Consider the following 19,765-nt stretch of genomic DNA (forward strand, 5'->3'; position numbering starts at 1 on the left):
AGGGGGGCGGGGCGAGACAAGGGGGACGGTGAGACAAAGGGGACGGGTTCATTTGTCTCATGGAGCACATGAGACAAATGAACCCGTCCCCTTTGTCTCAGTCCCCCTTGTCTCGCCCCGCCCTCGCTGGGACGCGCTATGCTTGCGGGGTGACGAGAGGAGCATCGATGCTGCAGCGAGACTATATCCTGGAAATCGTGGGCCAGTTCGTGGACGGCGTGGGCGAGGCGCTGCGTCGGGCGTTCGGCGGAGACGCCGGCGCGTGCGAGGACGTGGAGTCGCAGGTGGCGGAGCTCCTCGAGCTCGACCGCGCGACGGCGCTCTCGCTCGCCCCCGACTCCCTCGTGACGATGATGGTCCTCTCCGGTATGGGCGACACGGTCGCCGCGTACGTGTGCTACGCGCTCGACAGGCTCTCCCGCGTCTACGAGGCGCGCGGCGAGGACGACCTCGCCGGGCTCAGGCGCCTGCAGGCGCGCGCCGTCGCGGAGTCCTTCGACTGCGACCCCGCCGCGGCCCCCGCGGAGCTCTCCGCGCTCGACGCCGAGCTTTTCTCGTAGTCCCCGGGCCGCCCGGCCCCGCGCTATGCAGACGCTGCGACGGCCTCCCTCTTGCGGGGTCTGCCGCCGCGCGGCTGCTCCTCGAGGCGGGCCCGGACGGAGTCCATCGTCACGTAGGTGTTGCGGCCGTCCCGGTAGCCGATGAGGCGTGCGGAGGCGAGCATCTGCGTGACGCGCGCGGGGGTGACCCCCAGCAGCCGCGCGGCCTCTGATGCCGTGACCTTCTCCACTGTCTCGCGCCCCGCCTGCACGGCGAAGACCATGTTCGTGCCCCCGTGGCGCGGGGCGTTGCCGAAGGTCGGCCTGGGCGGCGTCTCGCCGCGCATGTCGAAGTCCTCGAGGGTTATCTTGAGCCAGTCCGCGACCATGAGGCAGAGGTCCTCGAAGTCCTCTCCCTGCGTCCCCCCGGGAAGGTCGTAGGGAGAGGCGACGTACCATCCCTCGTCCTGCACGATTTCGAACTCGTAGACTCCGAACAACATGTTATCTCCCTATCCGCTCGGTGATTCCCGCCTGCGTGAGGATGAGCCGTGCGTCAGCCCCCTGATCTCCCTGTGGCGGGGAACGCTCACCTCCCGACCGTCCGGATGCGAGAACCGCTCGTGCTTGGTCCCGCCGTCGGGCGCGAAGCCGTTTCTCACGAGCAGCCTGACGAGGTCCCTCCGCTTGGTCATCACGCCTCCTAAACTATATATTCACTTTATAGTTACGTCAAGGAGGAATCTCACCAGTAGCGCGGCGTTTCGGCCATGAGCCTCTCGTGCAGGGCGCGCCGCCGCGCGAGGAGCTCGGGCGTGGACGGCGGAGGCGTGGCGCCCAGCTCGCGGGCCACGCGGGTCATGACCCGGTTGCATCGGTCGAAGTCCGCAAGCTCGTCGCACGTGGTCTGAATGACGCGCACCCCGGGGTGCGCCGTCCGGTCGAACGGCTCCGCCAGCGGGTCGTCGACGATCTCCAGCGCAACTCCCTGCTCCGGCCAATAGAGCGCCATGGGTCCTCCTCACCTCGCGTCCTCTGGGGCGCCCATGCTACGCAAAGGGCGCGCGGGATTGTCTTCCCGCCAGCTGACGCGTTGCTGACGCCGCAGGTGAGGTCCTCCGTCCGGTGAGACAGATTGAACATATTATCGGCGGGCGGCCTCACTTCGCCCGTGGGCGCGGGCCTCCGGACGGCGCGGCGCGCGGGGACGTCGGAATCCGTCGCGTTCTGCACCGCCGGCTGAGGGGGCGTTGCGCGCCCGCCCGCGGGGGACGTAAGGTTGTCACGAGACGACAAGAAAGAGGGGAAGGCCCACATGGACAGGATCGAGCGCGGCCAGGTCAGCGACGACGAGATGGGGGAGGCCGTCTACGTGCTCCCGGCAGAGGAGCTCGACAGGCCCTCGGTCGCGTCCGGGCTCTCCCTGCGCGCGAGGGCGGCCATCGCCGTCGCGCTCGTGGTCGTGGCCCTCGTGAGCGGGTTCCCGCTGCGCGAGCACTTCTCCGCTCCGGAGACCTATGCCGACACCATCGCCACCATTGACGAGAAGAAGGCAAACGTCCTCGGCCTCGTGGCGAGCTCGACCGCCCTCTCCGCCGCGATCACCGCCATCCCGGACGACACCGGGACCCCCGTCGCCGAGAAGCTCATGGAGGTCTCCGGGGACCTCGGCATCGTGCTCTCGGTCCTCTATCTCGAGAAGTACCTGCTCACCATCTTCGGCCTCGCCGCCTTCGGGATACTCGTCCCCGCCGCCTGCGCGCTGCTCGCCGCCGCCGTGCTCCTCGCCGGGAGAGTCTCCTGGGACGGGGCGCTCGCCCGGCTCGCCGCCAAGCTCGTGGCGCTCGCGCTCGTCATCCTCGTCACGATCCCGGCGAGCGTCGCCGTCACGCGGATGATCGACGACACCTACGCGGGCTCCGTCGCGCCGGTCGAGGAGGTCGCCGAGACGCAGTCGGACGAGCAGTCGGACGAGGGCGGCTCTCCGCTCGACTTCGTCCTCAACCTGCCCAGCATGGTGGCAGACGGGCTCACCAGCATCACGGACGGCGTCCTCGACCAGGTGAACGCCCTCATCGAGTGGCTCGCCGTGATGGTCGTGACGTCCTGCGTGATCCCCGTGATCGTGCTGCTCTTCTTCCTCTGGGTGGCAAACGCCATCCTCGGGATCGACGTCAGCTCCCCCATGGGGGCGCTCCGCGGCCGCGCGCGGCGTCTCGTCCCCGCGCGGAGAGGCCGCTAGCCCCGCGTTGACATGCAAACTCTGCAGATTGACTCGTCTGCACAGTCCTGCATGTCGGGGGAGAAGGGCGCGGGCGCGCCGCCCTCCGGCGTGGCGTGCCAGGGGCTGCGGTGCCGCACGGTTGAGTGGCGCTGCTCCAGCCCGCGCGGCGCCGCGGACGGTGCCGCCGGGTACAATTGAGAGTCCGGACACCCAGCGAGAAGAACGGGAGGACCCGCGCCCATGCCCTACGCGAGCGTCGTGCTCGACATACCAACGCGCCACCTCGAGGGCGCGTTCTCCTACGCGGTGCCGCCCGAGCTCGCGGGGGAGGCCAGGACGGGCTCGACGGTCCTCGTGTCCTTCTCGCACCGCATGGCGGTGGGCTACGTGCTCGCCGTCTCCGAGGAGCCCCCCGAGGGCGTGTCGGCGGAGCGGGTCCAGCCCGTGCTCCAGGTCCTGGCGCCGCCCGCCTTCGACGAGGCGGCCGCCCGCGTCGCCGCGTGGATGGCGCGCGAGTACGCCTGCCCGCTCTGCGAGGCCGTGCGCCCGTTTCTCGCCCCGGGGCAGAAGGTCCGCGTGACGCGCGCCGCCGAGGACGCCCCCTGGGAGCTCCAGACCGAGCGCGCCGGCGCCGTGGACGCCCGCTGGGCGAGCCTCACCCCCGCGGCGAACGACTTCGTCCCCGCCAGGACCGCCTCCCGCCAGCGCGCGGTGATCGAGGCCCTGCGCCAGGGACCGCAGCGCGTGGCTGAGCTCTCCGCCACCATCCCGGGCGCCGCGTCCGCCGTGACGGCGCTCGCCAAGAGGGGCGTCGTGGCGATTGAGAGCCGGCGGCAGATCCGCGGCGCCGACGACACAACGCTCTCGTCGGCCGCGGCGCCGCGGCCCGAGCGCCTCACGGAGGGGCAGCGCGCCGCCCTCGCGGCCATCGACGAGGCCCGCGCCGCCGGCAGGGGCGACGTGGTGCTCGTGGACGGCGTCACGGGCTCCGGCAAGACCGAGGTCTACCTCGCGGCCATCGAGCGCGCCCTCGCGGACGGCCGCGGAGCGCTCGTCCTCGTGCCCGAGATCTCGCTCACGGCGCAGACCGTGGGCCGCTTCCGCAGCCGCTTCGGCGACGAGGTGGCCGTGCTCCACTCGCGCCTCTCCGCCGGCGAGCGCTTCGACCAGTGGGACCTCGTCCGCGCCGGCTGCGCCCGCGTGGTGGTGGGCGCCCGCTCGGCGCTCTTCGCCCCGCTCGCCGAGGTGGGCCTCGTCATCATCGACGAGGAGCACGAGGGCTCCTACAAGCAGGACAAGTCCCCGCGCTACCACGCGCGCGAGGTCGCGGCCCGGCTCGCCCGCGAGCGCGGCGCGGCGCTCGTGCTGGGGTCGGCCACGCCCTCTCTCGAGGCGCTCCAGCGCTGCCGCGAGGGCGGCTTCAGCGGCGCCCGCTGGACGCGCGTGGAGATGCCGGAGCGCCCCGGCGCGTCGGTGCTGCCGCGCGTCACCGTGGTCGACATGGGGGAGCAGTTCCGGGGCGGCGGTCGCTCGATCTTCTCGGCACCGCTCGCGAGGGCGCTCGAGGGCGTCGCGGAGCGGCGCGAGAAGGCCGTGCTGCTGCTCAACCGCCGCGGCTTCGCGAACTTCCTCATGTGCCGCGACTGCGGCTGCGTGCCCGAGTGCCCGCACTGCTCCACGGCGCTCACCTACCACGAGCGCGGGCACCTGCTCGCGTGCCACACCTGCGGCAGGAGCTGGCCTGTGCGTGCCTACCCCGACCCCTCGACGAGCTGCCCCAACTGCGGGAGCCGCTACCTCGCCGCCTTCGGCGTGGGCACGCAGCGCGTCGAGGACGAGCTGCGCATGCTCCTGCCGGCAGACGTTGAGGTCATCCGCATGGACGCGGACACCACGCGCGCCAAGGGCGCCCACCAGCGCCTGCTCGAGCAGTTCGACGCCGCGGAGTGCGCGGTGCTCGTGGGCACGCAGATGATCGCCAAGGGGCTCGACTTCCCGGAGGTCACGCTCGTGGGCGTCATCAACGCGGACACCATGCTCAAGCTGCCCGACTTCCGCGCCGCCGAGCGCACCTACGACCTTTTGGAGCAGGTCGCGGGCCGCGCGGGCCGCGGGGAGCGCCCCGGCGAGGTCATCGTGCAGACCTGGTGGGCCACGCACCCCGCCATGCGGGCCGTGGCGTCCCACGACCGCTCCGTCTTTCTCGAGGCGGAGCTCGCCGAGCGCGCCGAGGCGGGGTACCCGCCGTTCGGCCGCCTCGCCAACGCCGTCGTGTGGGGCCGCTCGGAGCGCGGCGTGCGCGACGCCTCGGCCCGCCTCGCCGAGGCGGTCCGCGAGCGCGTGGGGGGCGCCCCCGGCTGGGAGGTGCTCGGCCCCGCCGACTGCGTCAAGGCGCGGGCGAAGGACCAGGTGCGCCGCCACGTGATGGTGAAGGCGCCCACAGGCGCGGACCTCGGCGGGATGCTTTCCGCGTGTGCCGCCTCGCTTGGCCGCCTGCCGGGTATTAACATGGCAGTGGACATCGACGCATACGACATGATGTGACCCTCGGCGCCGGGGCCCAGAGCCCGGCGCCCGGAAGGAGGACCATGAACGAGCTCAAGGAGATCGTGCTCTCGCCCGACCCCCGCCTCTCCCAGGAGTGCGCCCCCGTCGAGAGGATCGACGACGACGTCCGCGCCCTCGCCAAGCGCATGCTCAAGGTCATGTACGCCGCCGACGGCTGCGGCCTCGCGGGCCCGCAGATCGGCGAGATGCGCCAGATCGTGGTCATCGACGTCGACTACGCCGGGCGCGGGGGCAAGAAGAACCCGTACGTGCTCATCAACCCGCGCATCGTCACGGCCGACGGGCCCGAGAGGGAGGGCTCGGAGGGCTGCCTCTCCTTCCCGGGCGTGAGCGTGCGCGTGAGCCGCCCCTCCCACGTGGTGGTGCAGGCGCTTAACCTGGACGGCGACCTCATGCAGTACGAGGCGGCGGACAACCTGCTCGCCGTCTGCCTCCAGCACGAGATCGACCACGTCCACGGCGTGACGATGTTCGACCACCTGCCGCCCATCCGCCGCGCCGAGGCACAGCGCGAGTACGAGGCCGCGCTCGCCGCGGGCGCGCGCCCCGGCGACACCGAGGTCGGGTAGGGGATGCCATGGTTGACGAGAAGAACGCGGCCGCCCCGGGGGCGCGCCGCCCGCGCGTCGTCTTCATGGGGACGCCGGAGTTCGCCGTGCCGTCCCTCTCCGGGCTCGCCGAGGCCTGCGACGTCGCCCTCGTGGTCACGCGACCGGACGCGGTGCGCGGCCGCGGCCGGCGGCTCGAGCCCTCGCCGGTGAAGGCCCGCGCGCTCGAGCTGGGGCTTCCCGTGCTCGAGGCCTCCCGCATGACGCCTGAGGCGCTCGACGCCCTGCGCGCGGCCGCGGCCGACGTCTTCTGCGTGGCCGCCTACGGCTGCATCCTGCCGGACGAGGTGCTCGCGATGGCGCCCGCCGGGTGCGTGAACGTGCACGCCTCGCTCCTCCCGCGCTGGCGCGGCGCCGCGCCCATCCAGCGCGCGATCCTCGCCGGGGACGAGCGGACGGGCGTCTCCATCATGCGGATCGGCCACGGCGTGGACACCGGCGCGTACTGCGCGCAGGCCTCCACGACGGTGGCCGGAAAGACCGCGACCGAGCTCACGGGCGAGCTTGCCCGCCTGGGGGCGGGCCTTCTCGTGGAGACGCTCCCCGCCGTGGTGGGCGGCACCGCCGCCTGGGTCGAGCAGGACGAGTCGCTCGTCACCCACGCGGCCAAGATCTCCAAGGCCGAGCTCATGCTGGACCCGGCCGACCCCGCCGCCGAGAACGTCCTGCGCGTGCTGGCGTCCTCGGACGCCGCGCCGGCCCGCTGCTCGGTGGCCGGCCGCGGCGCCCGCGTGACCCTCGCGCGAGAGGGTGAGAAGGACCTCGGGCCGGGGGAGATCGCGACCGCGCACGGGCGCGTCCTTCTCGGCTGCGCCGAGGGCGCGCTCGAGGTCCTGCGCGTGAAGCCCGACGGCAAGCGGGAGATGGAGGCCTCCGCATGGGCCGCCGGCCTGCGCGGCGGCCTCTCCTGGGGGCGCGTCTAGGTGGCGCGCGCGACGCCCGCCCGCCGCGCCGCGCTCTCGCTCGTCTCGGAGCGCCGCCGCCGCGACGCCCGCGCCCGCGACCTGCTGCGCGCCTCCGATGAACTCTCGGGCCTTTCGGAGCGCGAGCGCGCCCAGGTCACGCGCCTCGTGCTCGGGGCCGTTGCCGCGGAGGGGGAGCTGGACCGCGTCATCGACGCCCACCTCTGCCGGGGCGCGCACCTCGAGCCGCGGGTGCGCGACGCCCTGCGCCTCGCCGCCTTCGAGCTCCTCTACCTTGGCACGCGCGACGACGTCTGCGTGAGCCAGGGCGTCGAGCTCGTGCGCGGCGTGTCCCCGCGCGCCGCGGGGCTCGCCAACGCCGTGCTGCGTCGCATCGCCGAGAAGGACGCGCCCGCGCTCGCCCGAGCGCGCGAGCGCGTGGTGGCCGGGGCCTTTGACGCCCGCGACCTCGCCCGCGTCGGCGCCCTTCCCGAGTGGCTCTGCGCCCGGGCCCTCGCCTCGCTCGGCGAGGGGCGCGCCGCCGCCTGGGCCGTCGCGGCGCTCGGCCCCGCGGGCGCCTGGGTGGCCGCCAACCGCGTGCAAAGGGGACAGGCACTTTTGCACGCTCTCGAGGAGGCGGGGTGCGCGCCCACCCCCGGTCCCGTGCCGGGATCCTACCTTCTGGGCGCCCCCGCGCGTCTTGCGCCGTCCGGCCTCGTCGAGCGCGTGGACGTCCTGCCCTGCGACCTTGCGGCGCAGGAGGTGGTGCTCGCCGCCGCTCCCGAGCCCGGCAGTCGCGTGCTCGAGGTGGGACAGGGTCGCGGCACCAAGACCGTGCTCCTCGAGGGTGCGGCGGTGGCCGCGGGCGGCCCGTGCGAGATCGTCTCGGTGGAGATCGACCCCCGCAAGTCCGATCTCGCCGCGCGCCGCATGGCGGCGGCCGGGATCTCCGAGCACGTCCGCTGCGTCGTGGCCGACGGGCGCGCGCTCGCGGGCGCGGGCCTGCCCGAGGACCTTCTCGGCAGCTTCGACCTCGTGTTCGTCGATGCGCCGTGCTCGGGGTCGGGCACGCTCGCGCGCCATCCGGAGATCGCGTGGTCGCTTCGCGAGGAGGCGCTCCCCGGCCTCGCCGCGCTCCAGGCGGACATCCTGCGCGCCGCCGCGACGCGCGTTGCGCCGGGCGGGCTCGTCGTCTACTCGACCTGCTCGGTCCTCGCCGAGGAGGACGAGCGCGTCGTGGAGGCGCTGCTCACCGGTCCTACGGGCGGACAGTTCGAGCTGCTCGACGCCCGGCGCACCGACCTTCCGGGCGCTGACACCCACTTCGTGGCGCGCCTGAGAAAGAGATAGCCCCTCCCGAGCTCCATGGAGGGTCCGGGAGGGGCTATTGCTTTAGTACGGGTGTCGAGCTGTACGTGCTGAACAGCCCTTGTCTTATGCCAGCCAATCAATTCTTCACCTCCATGAGCCTCTCCTTGCTCCTGGCTATCGCGGTGTGAACCTGCCAATCTGTATCGAGCCCATCTCCCTCCTCCCGTTGGCCTCCCAGACGATTACGTAACCATCGGGGCTTCTCGTGCCGCTTAAGAAGTCTTCCTTCCTGACGTAGCCGGGCTGGCCATATGAGTTCGAGGATGTTGACGTTGTCGCAATGAGGTCGGGCAGGCATTCACGCATATCGGATTCCGTTACAGAGGGATGCTCAAGAAACTCGTCCCATGGTTCGGGCAGGTTAGCGCGTTCGATCGAGCCAAAGGTCTGGTCGTTCTCGTTGATTGCGTAAAGGACGCCGTTGACGCTGCGCATGCCCACGGCCTCGCCACTCAGGAATTCCCCAATGGAGTCGACCGGGAGAAATGCCCCAGCGAGCGCGAGAAGCGCGGAGACGGCAATTACCGTGACCATGCATCCGAGAGCGAGACGCTTTCCCCTCCTCTGCCTCCTCTCACGTTCCGTGCGTTCGCCTTCCAGCATGGAGAGGAGCTCTTCTCGTGAGCGAACGCCGAGGAGCCGGTACCCGTTGGACCTCGCGCATCCGACGGTGCCAGGCGCCACGTGGAGCTCCCGGGCAATCTCTGACGTGGGAACTCCCGCCGCAGCACGTGCGAGGACGTCGAGCTGGGTATCCGTAAGGCCCCTGTTCACAAGGGAGCTGCGAAAGCCCTCGATATCGTTCGCGAGTTCGTTCGCGTCCTTGTCGCCATGTGGCCCGTAGCGTCGCACGAGTTCGCGCCCGTCCTCCATGCCGAGCTTGTGATACGCCCGTTGCCTGAAGCCGCCCACCGTTGATGCCTCAATGCCCATCTCCCTCGCCGCCATCTCAGCGGTCATGCCGGCGAGCACGGAGCGCGCGGCGTCGACCTCTCGCTCGGTGAGGCCGTGCTCGGAGAACGAGCGCTCGGCCTCGTCGGATGCGTGCGGGATCCCGGGCGCCTCATGGGTGGAACGTCGCTGGTCGCTCATGGTAGCTCCTATCGCCTAGGCCTCTTTCGAGCATCGTATGTCCCCGTGGTGGGGAGGTCTGTGCTAAGGGGGCATGAATCCCGATTGCCACAGGTTTTGATGTGCGATGAGTCGATCTTCTCAATGTTGCCGAGGCATATCCCGCATTGTGGGGGAGCGATTCCCGGTGCACTATGCCAGCAATGTGCAGAAGTTCGGGCGCTCGGCTCCGCTGGCCTCAGCCCGCAAGCCCCTCCCAGCCGTCGATCCAGAGGTCGGCCGCGCGACGCAGCTCGCGGGCGGGCTGGCGCGGGTCCTCGCAGCGCACGGCGACCGTGGTCATCCCGGCGCGGGCGGCCGAGAGCGTGCCGGGCAGTATGTCCTCGAAGACGCAGCACGCCCCCGGCGTCGTTCCCAGGCGGCGCGAGGCCTCGAGGTAGATGTCGGGGTGGTCCTTCCCGCGCGCGACCTCGCGCCCGCAGACCACCTCGTCGAAGAGGCCGTAGACGTCCACGTGCCGCATGGCGCCCAGCACGTGCGGGTCGTTCGTTGTGGCGAGCGCCAGCGGGACGCCCTGCGCGCGGAGCGCGCGCAGGTAGGCCTCGGCGCCCGGGCGCAGGCGGACCTCCTCCTCGTAGAGCGCCGCCCCCAGGCGGTTCCACTCGTCCACGATGTCGGACACCTCGTCGCGCAGGCGGTAGCGCTCGACGCACCAGCGCGCCCCGGCGGCAAAGCCGAGCGTGGCGAGCGTCGCGGAGGCGTCCTCGTCGAAGGGCAGCCCCCGCGTGGCGAAGAAGATCTCGTCGACGCGCCGCCAGAGGTGCCAGGTCTCCGCGAGCGTCCCGTCGAAGTCGAAGATGCCCGCCGAAAAGGACGGCGGGAGGAGCGAGGGAGCGGCCATCAGCGGTCCGGCTCGTCCTCGAGGGAGCGGAGCATGCCGAAGTAGACGTCGTCGCGCGAGATCATGCAGAGCTTGCGCAGGAGGTCGCGCGCCACGCGGAAGATGCCGGCGTCCGTGGCGGCGCGCGTGGCCTCGAGGAAGGCCGTGCTCACGGGCTCGGTCGGGGCAAGCGGGATCCCGGCCGCCTCCAGGAGCGAGTCCGCCTGGTCGGGCGAGAGCTCGCCTCCCGCCGAGACCCCCACCTGGCCGATGAGGGCCGCCATGGCGAGCCGCGCCACGAGCGCGGGCGCCCCGAGGTGGCGGGTCGCGCGCTGGTAGCAGGCCTGGGCGGTGAGCACGTGGCCGCCCTGCCACTGGAGCTGCGCCATGCCCAGGTAGCCGAGCCCGATCGACTCCGGGTCGTGCGCGAGCGAGAGCAGGCGGCAGAGCTCGCGCCCGGCCGCCTCGGGGTCGCCCGACGCCTCGAGGCACTGCGCCAGGTTGAGGCTCGCCTGCGAGGAGAGCGGGGCCACCTCGGCGGCGCGCCGGGCGTGCGCGAGCGCCTCCTCGGCGCGGCCCCGGGCGAGGGCGGAGGCGGCGGCGATGGTGTGGGCCTCGAGGTAGGCGGCGGGGACGAGGGCGCAGCGCTCGCCGGGGGCCGCGACCAGCCGGTTGTAGAGCGCGCGGTCGGCATAGGACCCGAAGCCGCGCCAGACGAGCCCGTCCGACCCGTCGAAGGACCCGAGCCCGTCGATGGGCAGGAGCGCGTCCGCCGCGTACTTCCCCGCGGACTCGAGGTCGTGCGAGAGCAGGGCGTCGCGCGCCCGCGCGCAGCCGCGCTGGAGGTCGCCGCCCTCCACGAAGGACTCGCCGATGGCGAGGGGGTCGTCCTCCAGCTCGCCGTCGATGAGGCCGGAGACGCAGCGCCGCGCCGCCTCGACGACGTCGGGGTGACCGTCCTCGCGCGCCGCGGCGAGGATTGCCTGGACGTTCTTCTCGGTGGAGTCCGTGAGGTGGCGCGCGAGCTCGTCGGCGACGCTCCTGCGCCGGGCCCCCTCGTCGATCCCGAGGTCGCTCACGCGCCAGCAGCCGAGCGCGTCGCCCAGCTCGCCGGCGAGCGTCGCCTCGGAGAGCTCGGGCGCGTCGTAGCGCTCGCGCGGGCAGAGCGCCTCGTCGTCAAGGGAGAAGCCCTGGCGGACGGGGGCGAGGCCGCCCGTCTCGTCGAGGGAGATTGCCGCCCCGCAGGAGCGCAGCAGCGCGACGGGGTCGAACGACCCCTCGAGGTCGACGGCCTCCAGGGCCTCGCGCGCTATGCGGGCGGAGTAGAGGCAGGCGTGGTCGCGCGCGGTGTCGATGACGCCCGCCACCCAGACCTCCCCGAGCTCGGGGGCGACGGCCAGGGCGTAGCCCGCCACGAGCGCCGCGAGCCGGGCGTTGTAGATGCCGGCGGCGCGCCGGCGCATCTGCTCGGTCGCGGGGACCACGCCGAGGCCGTCGACGAAGGCCGAGCGCGGCCACGCCTCCGGCGGGACGAGGTCGAGCTCGAAGGCGGCGAGCCCCGCCCGCGCGTTCACGCGGAAGCGCGCCGTGAGGCGGTGGGGGAGGCGGAAGGCCTCGATGCCGTAGGCAAGGGCGTAGCGCACGTCCCACTCCCCGCGCACGGGCCCCTCGAGGCGCGACGCGACCTCGCGCGCCTGGCCGGCGACGGACCTCGTGACGCGCTGCTCGGCCCGCACGATCGCGTCGAGCGGGGCGTCGTTGGGGCTTTCGAGCGCATGGCTCGCGAGAAGGACGGCGTTGAGCGCGGACTCGATCTGCAGGACGCGGAGCTTGGCGAGGTAGCTGACCCGCTCCTCCTCGATGCGCAGGTAGAAGAGGCCCGAGGTGCGCGGGCGGACCACGCGGACGCCCGGGAGCTCGACGTCTGGCTCCAGCAGGCCCGCCTCCACGAGCCTCGTGGCGAGATGCACCTCGAGCGGGCTCGGCGGCAGCTTGGGCGCCTCGCCCGGGAAATCGGGCGCGCCGGTCGCGCCGACCCGCGCGCGGACGTCGACGACGAGCCCGGCGAGAAGTGCCATGGGGTCGGGGGACGAGGCGAGGGAGCGCGAGAGCCCCTCGAGGTCGAGGACGGTGGTGTTGCCGCCCGTCAGGTCCTTCTCGTCATCCGGCTCGACGGGGTCCGCCCCCGCGGGCGCCGCCTCGTCTCCGCCCGCGTCTCCCACGTTCACGAGCGCGGCGAAGAGCCTTCCGAGTCGTCCCGTGCGCTCCTCCTCTGCCATGGCCTTGCCCCCTCTCGTCGCTCCCGACGTTTCATGCGGCCTAGTGCGCGCCCGCCCCGCGGCCCGGGCCGACCCTCCGGATGAAGAGCCCGCTTCTGAGCTTGGGCTCGAGCCAGGTCGACTTGGGCGGCATGAGCCTCCCGGCGTCGGCCACGGCCATGAGCTCCCCCATGGAGACGGGGAAGAGCGAGAACGCGACGCCCCGCTCGCCCGCGCGCCGCGCGAGCGCCTCCGGGCCCTCGGCGCCGCCCACGAACGAGATGCGCCCGTCGGAGCGCGGGTCCGCGATGCCGAGGACGGGGCCGAGGACCCGGTCCTGCAGGATCGCGACGTCGAGGCCCTCCGCGGGGTCGTCGGGCCGCGCGCCCCCGAGGGCGAGCTCGCGCCACGCCCCGAACGCGTACATCCCGACCTGCCCGCGCCTGCCCGGGCTCACCGGCCCCTCGCGGCGCTCCCCGACGGCGACGCCCGCCGCCTCGAGCGCCGCCACGAGCCCGGCCTCGTCGAGGCCGCCCGTGTCCGCGACCACGCGGTCGTACGGCAGGACGGAGAGCTGGCTCGCGGGGAAGAGGACGCAGAGCAGGTAGTTGTAGGGCTCGGTGCCGGACAGGCTCGCGCCCGCCGCCTCGCGCATGCGCCGGCAGACGCCCGCCGCCGCGGCGGCGCGATGGTGCCCGTCGACGATGTAGGCGCGGCCCACCTGGCCGAGCATCGCGCGGAAGCTCTCGACGGCCGCCGGGCGCGCCACGCGCCAGACCGTCTGGCGGACGCCCTCGTCGTCGGTGAAGTCGTAGAGCGCCTCGGCCGCCTTCGCGGCCTCCACGAGGATGTCCATGACCGCGTTGTCGCGGTAGGCGAGAAAGACGGGGCCGGTCTGGCAGCCCGTGGCCTCGATGTGGCGGGCGCGGTCGGCCTCCTTCTCCGGGCGGGTGAGCTCGTGGGCCCGCACGGTCCCGTCCGCGAGGTCGTCCATCGCCACCCCGGCGACGATGCCGGTCTGCTCGTGGCCGCCACTGCGCAGGCGGTAGAGGTAGTAGCAGGGCGTGGCGTCGCGCAGGAGCGTCCCGTCGGCGACGCGCTCGGCGAGCAGGTCGCGGGCGCGCGCGTAGACGTCCTCGGCATACGGGTCGTGCCCGGGCGGGAAGGCGGTCTCCGGGCGGTCGATCGCCAGGAAGGAGCGCGGGTGCTCGGCCACGTACGCGGCGGCCCCGGCGCGGTCGAACACGTCATAGGGCGGCGCGGCGAACTCCGCGGCGGCGTCCGGGCGCGGGCGGTGGCAGGTTATGGGCTCAGCGTGCATTTGGCCTCCTCGCTTGCGTATGAGGACATGATACCCCGCGGGCGCGCTCCGTCGCTCGCCCGCTCCCACCGCCCGGTCCCGCGCCTTGCCGCCCGGCGCCGCCCTTTGCTGCTCAGCGCCGCTCTTTGCGCCCAGACAGAGCGAGCGGACGTTTTCGGCCGCCCGAGGGCGCGTTTTTGTCGATTCGCTCTGTCTGGGCACGGGGGCATGCTCGGTTGGCTCGCGGACCCGGGCCCACCCGGGCGCGGGGGCATGCTCGGCCGGCTCGCGGACCCGGGCCCGCCCGGGCGCGCCGCGCATGCCGCCGGCCGGGGTGCTACCCTGATACGGACGAAAGGAGGCGCGCATGGCGCTCACGGGCGAGGACGTCACCGGCAGGGGCCTCGTGATCTTCGACTTCGACGGGACGCTGGCGGACACGATCGCCGGCATCATCTCCACGGCGCGCACGGTCCTGCTTCGCCACGGGCTCACCGAGGAGGAGATAGGCGACGTGCGCAGGATCATCGGGCCGCCCTTCCCGCAGGCGTTCTCGAGCGTCTACGGGCTCTCCGAGGAGGAGGCCGCCCAGGTGACCGAGGAGTATCGGGCCATCTATCTGAACCTCGGCCTCGAGGGGTGGCCGCTCTACCCGGGCGTCCGCGAGCTCCTCTCTGACCTGCGCTCCGCCGGCAGGACGCTCGCCGTCGCCTCCTCCAAGCGCCAGCAGCTCGTGGAGCGCGCCGTCGCGGACAACGGCGTCGAGGGACTCTTCCTCGCGGTGCTCGGCAAGGCGTCCGACGCGCAGGGCGACAAGACCGCGACGATCGGGCGCATCCTCGAGCTCGCGGGGGCGGGCCCGGACGACGCCGTGATGGTGGGGGACCGCCACCACGACGTGGAGGCGGCAGCGGCATGCGGCGTGCCCTGCGTGGGCGTGACGTATGCGGGCACCGCCGACCCGGGCGAGCTCGAGGCCGCCGGGGCGTGCGCCGCGGCGGCGAGCGTCGACGAGCTTCGCCGCGTCCTTCTCGGCACGTGACCGCAGGTCGCGGCGGCCACCCGCGACCGCCCCGGCGGGCCGTCCCCAGACGGGCCGCGCCGCTTGCCGAGAAGTGCGGGGCCGCGGCCCCGGGATGTGGGTAGAAGGACGAGCATAGAGGGATGCGAGGGGCGTCCCGCCGGTCTCGAGAGATGGGAGCAGACATGGCAGACTTTGACGTGACCGAGGGCATCCGCAAGCTCTTCCTGGCCAGTGTGGGCGCGGTTGCCATGGGGGCCGAGAAGTCCCAGGAGGTCGTCGAGGAGCTGGTCAAGAAGGGCGAGCTGACGGTCGAGCAGGGCAAGACGCTCAACCAGGAGCTCACCCGCAAGGCCAAGGAGGTCATCGACGGCGCCGGAGACTCCGCCCTGCGCGCCCGCCTCGAGTCCATGACGCCCGAGGAGCGCGCGGCGTACGCCGCCAAGGTGGCCCAGATGTCCGCGGACATCGACGCGCAGGCCGTCACGGTCGACGTCGAGGACGCCGAGGGAGAAGAGGAAGACGCCGAGTAGCGGCTTGGGGAGCACGTGACAGAAGCTCGAAGTGACACAGACCGGGGTCGCGCCGACGACGCGGCCCCGGCTCGGCAGGACCCGCGGGCCACGACGTCGCCCGCGGAGCAGGCGCCCCCCGCGGGCGACGTCCCCCCCGAGGGGGAGGGGCGGCGCGCGTGGGGTCCCGTCATGGGCACCGAGCTGCCCCGGCGGCAGGTTCCCACCACGGCAAAGACCCCGGACGACATCCTGGACGCCTGGTACGCCGCCGTGAGGAAGCGCGAGGAGCAGCGCGACTCCTCGCAGACGATCGGCCTCTTCGGCGGGCGCGCGGACGGGGCGGACGACTACGGCCTCACCACGGGGTCGCGCCTCGCGCGCATCGGCGAGATGGTCAACATCGTCCGGCGCTACGACATCTTCCACGGCCTCACGCCGAAGAGCCTGCGGCGCATGCTCGAGGAGCTCGGCCCCACCTTCGTCAAGGCCGGGCAGATCCTCTCCATGCGCTCGGAGATCCTGCCGGAGAGCTTCACGCGCGAGCTCGGGAAGCTCCGCACGAGCGTGGAGCCCATGGACCGCGACACGGTGATCTCAGCCCTGCGCGCCGAGTACGACCGCCCGATCGAGGACATCTTCGACGCCATCGACGACCGTCCGCTCGGCTCGGCCTCCGTCGCCCAGGTGCACAAGGCGCGCCTCGTGACCGGCGAGGTCGTTGCGGTGAAGGTCCAGCGGCCGCACGTGCAGGAGATCATGGCGCGCGACATCTCCATCATCCGCTCGCTCGCGCGCTACGCGAGCCGCTTCATGGGCGACGAGCAGTTCATCGACCTGCAGTCGGTGGTGGACGAGCTCTGGCAGTCGTTCCGCGAGGAGACGGACTTCCTCGTGGAGGCGCGCAGCCTCGAGGAGTTTCGCCGCAACAACGCGGGCTGCCGGTTCATCGACTGCCCCAAGCCCTACCCCGCGCTCTGCACGCGGCGCGTGGTGGTCATGGACTACGTCGAGGGCATCCCCATCAACGACACCGCGCGCCTCGTCGCCGAGGGCTACGACCTCGCGGAGATCGGCACCAAGCTCGCGGACAACTACACGAGCCAGATGCTCGACGACGGCTTCTTCCACGCCGACCCGCATCCCGGCAACCTCGTGATCAACGGCGGCAAGATCGTCTACCTCGACCTCGGCATCATGGGACGCCTCTCCAGCCATGACCGCGGCGCGGTGCGCGACATGGTCTTCGCCGTGGCGCGCTGCGACTCGCCGGCGCTCGCCGACGGCCTGCTGCGCTTCTCGACGTCCGACACCACGGAGGTCGACCACGCGCACCTGCTCGCCGACCTCGACGCCATCGTCGCCGACTACGGCCTCGCCGACCTCTCCGACCTCGACATCGGCTCGTTCATGAACGCGCTCATCTCCATGGCGCAGAAGAACGGCATCGAGCTCCCGGGGTCGGTCACCATGCTCGCCCGCTCCCTCGTGACGCTCGAGGGCGTGGTGCACGCGCTTTTGCCGGACGCCTCGATCGTGGAGATCATCCAGAGCCACCTGCACGCGCACGCCGCGCCCGACGAGCTCGTGCGCCAGGAGCTCTCTCGCCTCTCGCGCGAGGCGGTCGCCGCGACGCACGGCCTGCTCGGGGCGGCGGGCGACCTCAGCCTCATCACGCGCATGCTCACGCGCGGCCAGCTCCGCGTGAACCTCGACCTCGCCGGCACCGCCGACCCGCTCGAGGACCTCTCGCGCATCGCCAACCGCCTCACGATGAGCGTCATCGTGGCGGGCCTGTTCATCGGCTCGTCCGTGGTCTACTACGCGCGCATCCAGCCGGTCATCTTTGGCATCCCCATCATCGGCTTCATCGGCTACCTCGTCGCCTTCATCCTCGGCGCGTGGGTGGCGCACGACGTCATCCGCGAGAGCCGCCGGCGCAGGCGCAGGTAGCGCGCCCTGCCGCGCGGGTGCGACGGCGGTGCGGGGCGAGAAGAGCGGGGCGAGAAAAGCGCGGCGAGAAGAACGCGGCGAGAAGAACGCGAAAAAGCCCGCAAGGATTCCCGCCCCTGATTCGTGTCTGTGATGAGGGGCGAGAGGGTCGCCCCACGGAGCAGGGGAGTGATTGCGATGCTGAGGGGAATCTGCCTGGGACTTGCCGGCCTCGCCATGGCGGGGACGATTGCGCTCGGGTGCCTGGCGACGCCGGCCGCCGCGACGGGGTCGACGCCCACCGGCCAGGCGATCGAGCGCAAGGTCGACGCCGCCACGGCCCGATGCGCCTACGCGGACGCGGACGGGGTGTGCGACAACCGCGAGGCCAACGCCTGCGGCTCCTTCGTCGATGCGGACGCCGACGGCGTGTGCGACAACCGCGAGGACGGGACGTGCGCCGGGAGGGGCTGCGGACGTGGCCGCCATTCCGGCCGGGGCTGCGGCCCCGCCGCGCGGAGCGGCTGCGGCGGGGCGCATCGTTGCCGGTAGCATGAGGGAGGGGAGCGAGGGGGAGGTCACGTGCGCGACGCGGCGGACATAGAGCGCGCCATGGGCGCCCACGCCGACGCGGTGTGGCGCGCCTGCCTCGTCTACCTGCCCAGTGCGGACGCCGAGGACGTCTTCCAGGAGACCTTCCTCAAGTACGCGCTGCACGACGGGCCGTTCCGCGACGACGCCCACGCCCGCGCCTGGCTCCTGCGCGTGGCCATCAACGGCTGCAAGGACGCCCTGCGCGCGGCCCGGAGGCGTGACGTCTCGCTCGACGAGCGCATGGAGCGGCTCGGCGAGGGGGCCGTCGACGCCGAGGCGCCCTCCGAGCTCGGCCTGCGCGAGGTGCTCGACGCCATGTCCGCGCTCGGGGACCCGCCCCGGACTCAGCTCTACCTCGCCCTGTGCGAGGGATACACCGCGCGCGAGATAGCCGGGATCTGCGACATGCCCGTGGGCACGGTCTACTCCTGGATCTCGCGGGGAAAGCGCAGGCTCAGGGAGGTGCTGTCATGAGGGAGGGTGCCGCCGAGAGGCGCGTGCGCGAGGCGCTCGCGTCCGTCCACGCCCCCGAGGACGTCAAGGCCCGCGCGCTTGCCGCGATCGAGGCCCGCCGCGGCGAGGGGGAGCGTGCCGGCGCGGGCGCGCCCGCCACGAGCGTCGCCGCGACGGAGCCGCGTCCTTCTCGCCCGCGCGCCCGGCGTCGCGCGCGGCTGCTGCTCGCCGCCTGCCTCGTGGTCGCCGCGGTGGGCGCGGGCCTTCTCGGGCTTGCCGTCACCACCCCGACCGCGTACGTGGACATCGACGTGAACCCCTCGATCGAGCTCGGCCTCAACCGCTTCGACCACGTGGTCAGCGCGCGGGGCCTCAACGAGGACGGGGAGGACGTGCTCGCGGCCACGGACGTGACGTGGATGGGCTACGAGGATGCCGTGCGCGCGCTCGCCGAGGGTATGGAGGCGGCTGGCTACCTCACGGCGGACTCGGCGGTGAGCGTGACCGTGAGCTGCGAGGACGACGCCCAGTACGGCGCCATCGAGGATGCGAGCCATCGGTGCCTCGGCGCCTCCGCCGCCGAGGTGAGCTGCTCGCATGTGAGCGAGGAGGAGCACCATGCCGCGCACGAGGAGGGGCTCGGCGTGGGGAAGTGGCGCGTCTGGCGCGAGCTCGTGGACGCGGGCTCCGACCTCACCGCCGAGGACGCGGCGGACATGAGCGTGCGCGAGCTCTCGGAGCTGCTGGAGGGCACTGGGTCCACCTCGGGACACCACGGAGGGCGGCGTCGGGGGCAGGCCGGGCACGACTGACCCGGACTGCCCGGCGCGTTTGCACGTGCAAACGCGGTCTGCGCCCCTCTCCAGTGACGTCTCTGCAGGTCGGTTCTTCTCGCCCCGGCTCCGAGTGACGTTTGCTCGTGCAAACGCGCCGGCCGTGGACGGTTGCTCGCGCAAACGCGGCGCGCCCGCACGCTTGCCGACCTGTCCTCCGCGCGCGGCGGCCCCGGCGCTACAGTTAGGTCGTCAGGAGCATGCGAGAAAGGGGAGACCATGAGGGACGAGAGCTGCGCATACTGCATGATTGGCGAGAAGGACGAGCTGGTGGGCGCCTTTGGCATCCCCATCTGCGAGCTGCCGGCAAGCCAGCTGATACTCTTCAAGGAGCAGAGCCATCGCGGTCGGTGCATCGTCGCCTCCAAGCGCCACGTCGACGACATCAGCGACCTCACCGAGGAGGAGTCGGCGGCGTTCATGGCCGACGTCCGCCATGTGGCCGCCGCGCTGCATCGGGCCTTCTCGCCCGACAAGATCAACTTCGGGGCGTATGGCGACACGATGCATCACCTGCACTTCCACCTCGTGCCCAAGTACGCGGAGGACCCCTTCGAGTTCGGCGACGTGTTCGCGATGAACCCGGGTCGCGTGACGCTCTCCGACGCCGAGTATGCCGAGCTCATCGACAAGATCTCTGCCGCCCTGTAGCGCCCCCGCCAGAGGCTGACAGAGACGACGGGGTCGACCACTAGGTTT

Annotated in this window: 20 protein-coding genes; 13 read left to right on the forward strand and 7 right to left on the reverse strand. The window is 72.5% G+C overall.

Annotated elements, in window-relative coordinates; genetic code table 11:
- The first annotated feature begins 167 nt into the window (after positions 1-167).
- The gene (locus ACULPM_RS01850) at positions 168-560 is read left to right on the forward strand and encodes a hypothetical protein (protein WP_445331304.1); all 393 of its coding nucleotides are present in this window, start codon (positions 168-170) and stop codon (positions 558-560) included.
- Positions 561-583: 23 nt separating this feature from the next.
- Here ACULPM_RS01850 and ACULPM_RS01855 read toward each other — a convergent pair whose 3' ends face one another.
- Genes ACULPM_RS01855 through ACULPM_RS01865 form a run of 3 tightly spaced genes read right to left on the reverse strand, consistent with a single transcriptional unit; the run spans position 584 to position 1,551 of the window.
- On the reverse strand, positions 584-1,042 hold the full coding sequence (locus ACULPM_RS01855) for a type II toxin-antitoxin system HicB family antitoxin (RefSeq protein ID WP_445331303.1): 459 nt from the start codon (positions 1,040-1,042) through the stop codon (positions 584-586).
- 9 nt (positions 1,043-1,051) lie between these two features.
- Positions 1,052-1,234 carry a type II toxin-antitoxin system HicA family toxin gene (locus ACULPM_RS01860; RefSeq protein ID WP_445331302.1) on the reverse strand — a complete coding sequence of 61 codons (183 nt, stop codon included), beginning with the start codon at positions 1,232-1,234 and terminating at the stop codon, positions 1,052-1,054.
- A 50-nt stretch (positions 1,235-1,284) separates the two neighbouring features.
- Positions 1,285-1,551: a hypothetical protein gene (locus ACULPM_RS01865; protein WP_445331301.1), complete on the reverse strand. Its 267-nt coding sequence runs from the start codon at positions 1,549-1,551 to the stop codon at positions 1,285-1,287.
- Positions 1,552-1,854: 303 nt separating this feature from the next.
- Here ACULPM_RS01865 and ACULPM_RS01870 point away from each other — a divergent pair, with 303 nt between their 5' ends.
- From ACULPM_RS01870 to ACULPM_RS01890, 5 genes are all read left to right on the forward strand, one after another.
- Complete coding sequence (locus ACULPM_RS01870; RefSeq protein ID WP_445331300.1) at positions 1,855-2,781, forward strand: hypothetical protein; 927 nt, start codon at positions 1,855-1,857, stop codon at positions 2,779-2,781.
- 222 nt (positions 2,782-3,003) lie between these two features.
- A complete protein-coding gene (priA, locus tag ACULPM_RS01875; RefSeq protein WP_445331299.1) occupies positions 3,004-5,307 on the forward strand; it encodes a replication restart helicase PriA in 2,304 nt (767 codons plus the stop codon).
- Between the two features lie 44 nt (positions 5,308-5,351).
- On the forward strand, positions 5,352-5,900 hold the full coding sequence (def, locus tag ACULPM_RS01880; protein ID WP_445331298.1) for a peptide deformylase: 549 nt from the start codon (positions 5,352-5,354) through the stop codon (positions 5,898-5,900).
- Positions 5,901-5,908: 8 nt separating this feature from the next.
- Positions 5,909-6,862, forward strand: a complete 954-nt coding sequence (fmt, locus tag ACULPM_RS01885; RefSeq protein WP_445331297.1) for a methionyl-tRNA formyltransferase — start codon at positions 5,909-5,911, stop codon at positions 6,860-6,862.
- Positions 6,863-8,191, forward strand: coding sequence for an RsmB/NOP family class I SAM-dependent RNA methyltransferase (locus ACULPM_RS01890; protein WP_445331296.1), 1,329 nt, complete (start codon positions 6,863-6,865; stop codon positions 8,189-8,191).
- A 135-nt stretch (positions 8,192-8,326) separates the two neighbouring features.
- Here ACULPM_RS01890 and ACULPM_RS01895 read toward each other — a convergent pair whose 3' ends face one another.
- From ACULPM_RS01895 to ACULPM_RS01910, 4 genes are all read right to left on the reverse strand, one after another.
- Positions 8,327-9,304, reverse strand: coding sequence for a helix-turn-helix transcriptional regulator (locus ACULPM_RS01895; RefSeq protein ID WP_445331295.1), 978 nt, complete (start codon positions 9,302-9,304; stop codon positions 8,327-8,329).
- A 217-nt stretch (positions 9,305-9,521) separates the two neighbouring features.
- Complete coding sequence (locus ACULPM_RS01900; protein ID WP_445331294.1) at positions 9,522-10,184, reverse strand: HAD family hydrolase; 663 nt, start codon at positions 10,182-10,184, stop codon at positions 9,522-9,524.
- Positions 10,184-12,442, reverse strand: a complete 2,259-nt coding sequence (locus tag ACULPM_RS01905; protein ID WP_445331293.1) for a tetratricopeptide repeat protein — start codon at positions 12,440-12,442, stop codon at positions 10,184-10,186. The genes ACULPM_RS01900 and ACULPM_RS01905 overlap by 1 nt, the downstream gene beginning before the upstream one ends.
- Positions 12,443-12,482: 40 nt before the next feature.
- Positions 12,483-13,742 (reverse strand): DUF1015 domain-containing protein, encoded by a 1,260-nt coding sequence (locus ACULPM_RS01910; protein ID WP_445331292.1) that lies wholly within the window; start codon positions 13,740-13,742, stop codon positions 12,483-12,485.
- 346 nt (positions 13,743-14,088) lie between these two features.
- Here ACULPM_RS01910 and ACULPM_RS01915 point away from each other — a divergent pair, with 346 nt between their 5' ends.
- From ACULPM_RS01915 to ACULPM_RS01945, 7 genes are all read left to right on the forward strand, one after another.
- Positions 14,089-14,763, forward strand: a complete 675-nt coding sequence (locus tag ACULPM_RS01915; RefSeq protein WP_445331291.1) for an HAD family hydrolase — start codon at positions 14,089-14,091, stop codon at positions 14,761-14,763.
- 164 nt (positions 14,764-14,927) lie between these two features.
- A complete protein-coding gene (locus ACULPM_RS01920; protein WP_167929480.1) occupies positions 14,928-15,275 on the forward strand; it encodes a phasin family protein in 348 nt (115 codons plus the stop codon).
- A gap of 171 nt (positions 15,276-15,446) precedes the next feature.
- Complete coding sequence (locus ACULPM_RS01925; RefSeq protein ID WP_445331290.1) at positions 15,447-17,207, forward strand: ABC1 kinase family protein; 1,761 nt, start codon at positions 15,447-15,449, stop codon at positions 17,205-17,207.
- A gap of 177 nt (positions 17,208-17,384) precedes the next feature.
- Complete coding sequence (locus tag ACULPM_RS01930; RefSeq protein ID WP_445331289.1) at positions 17,385-17,738, forward strand: hypothetical protein; 354 nt, start codon at positions 17,385-17,387, stop codon at positions 17,736-17,738.
- A 30-nt stretch (positions 17,739-17,768) separates the two neighbouring features.
- Positions 17,769-18,254, forward strand: a complete 486-nt coding sequence (locus ACULPM_RS01935; protein WP_206108944.1) for an RNA polymerase sigma factor — start codon at positions 17,769-17,771, stop codon at positions 18,252-18,254.
- Entirely contained in the window at positions 18,251-19,045 is a 795-nt protein-coding gene (locus tag ACULPM_RS01940; protein ID WP_445331288.1) for an anti-sigma-I factor RsgI family protein, read from the forward strand. The genes ACULPM_RS01935 and ACULPM_RS01940 overlap by 4 nt, the downstream gene beginning before the upstream one ends.
- A 240-nt stretch (positions 19,046-19,285) precedes the next feature.
- Positions 19,286-19,717 carry an HIT family protein gene (locus ACULPM_RS01945; protein WP_445331287.1) on the forward strand — a complete coding sequence of 144 codons (432 nt, stop codon included), beginning with the start codon at positions 19,286-19,288 and terminating at the stop codon, positions 19,715-19,717.
- Positions 19,718-19,765: the final 48 nt, after the last annotated feature.

The organism is Thermophilibacter sp. ZX-H3 (genome assembly GCF_052599055.1).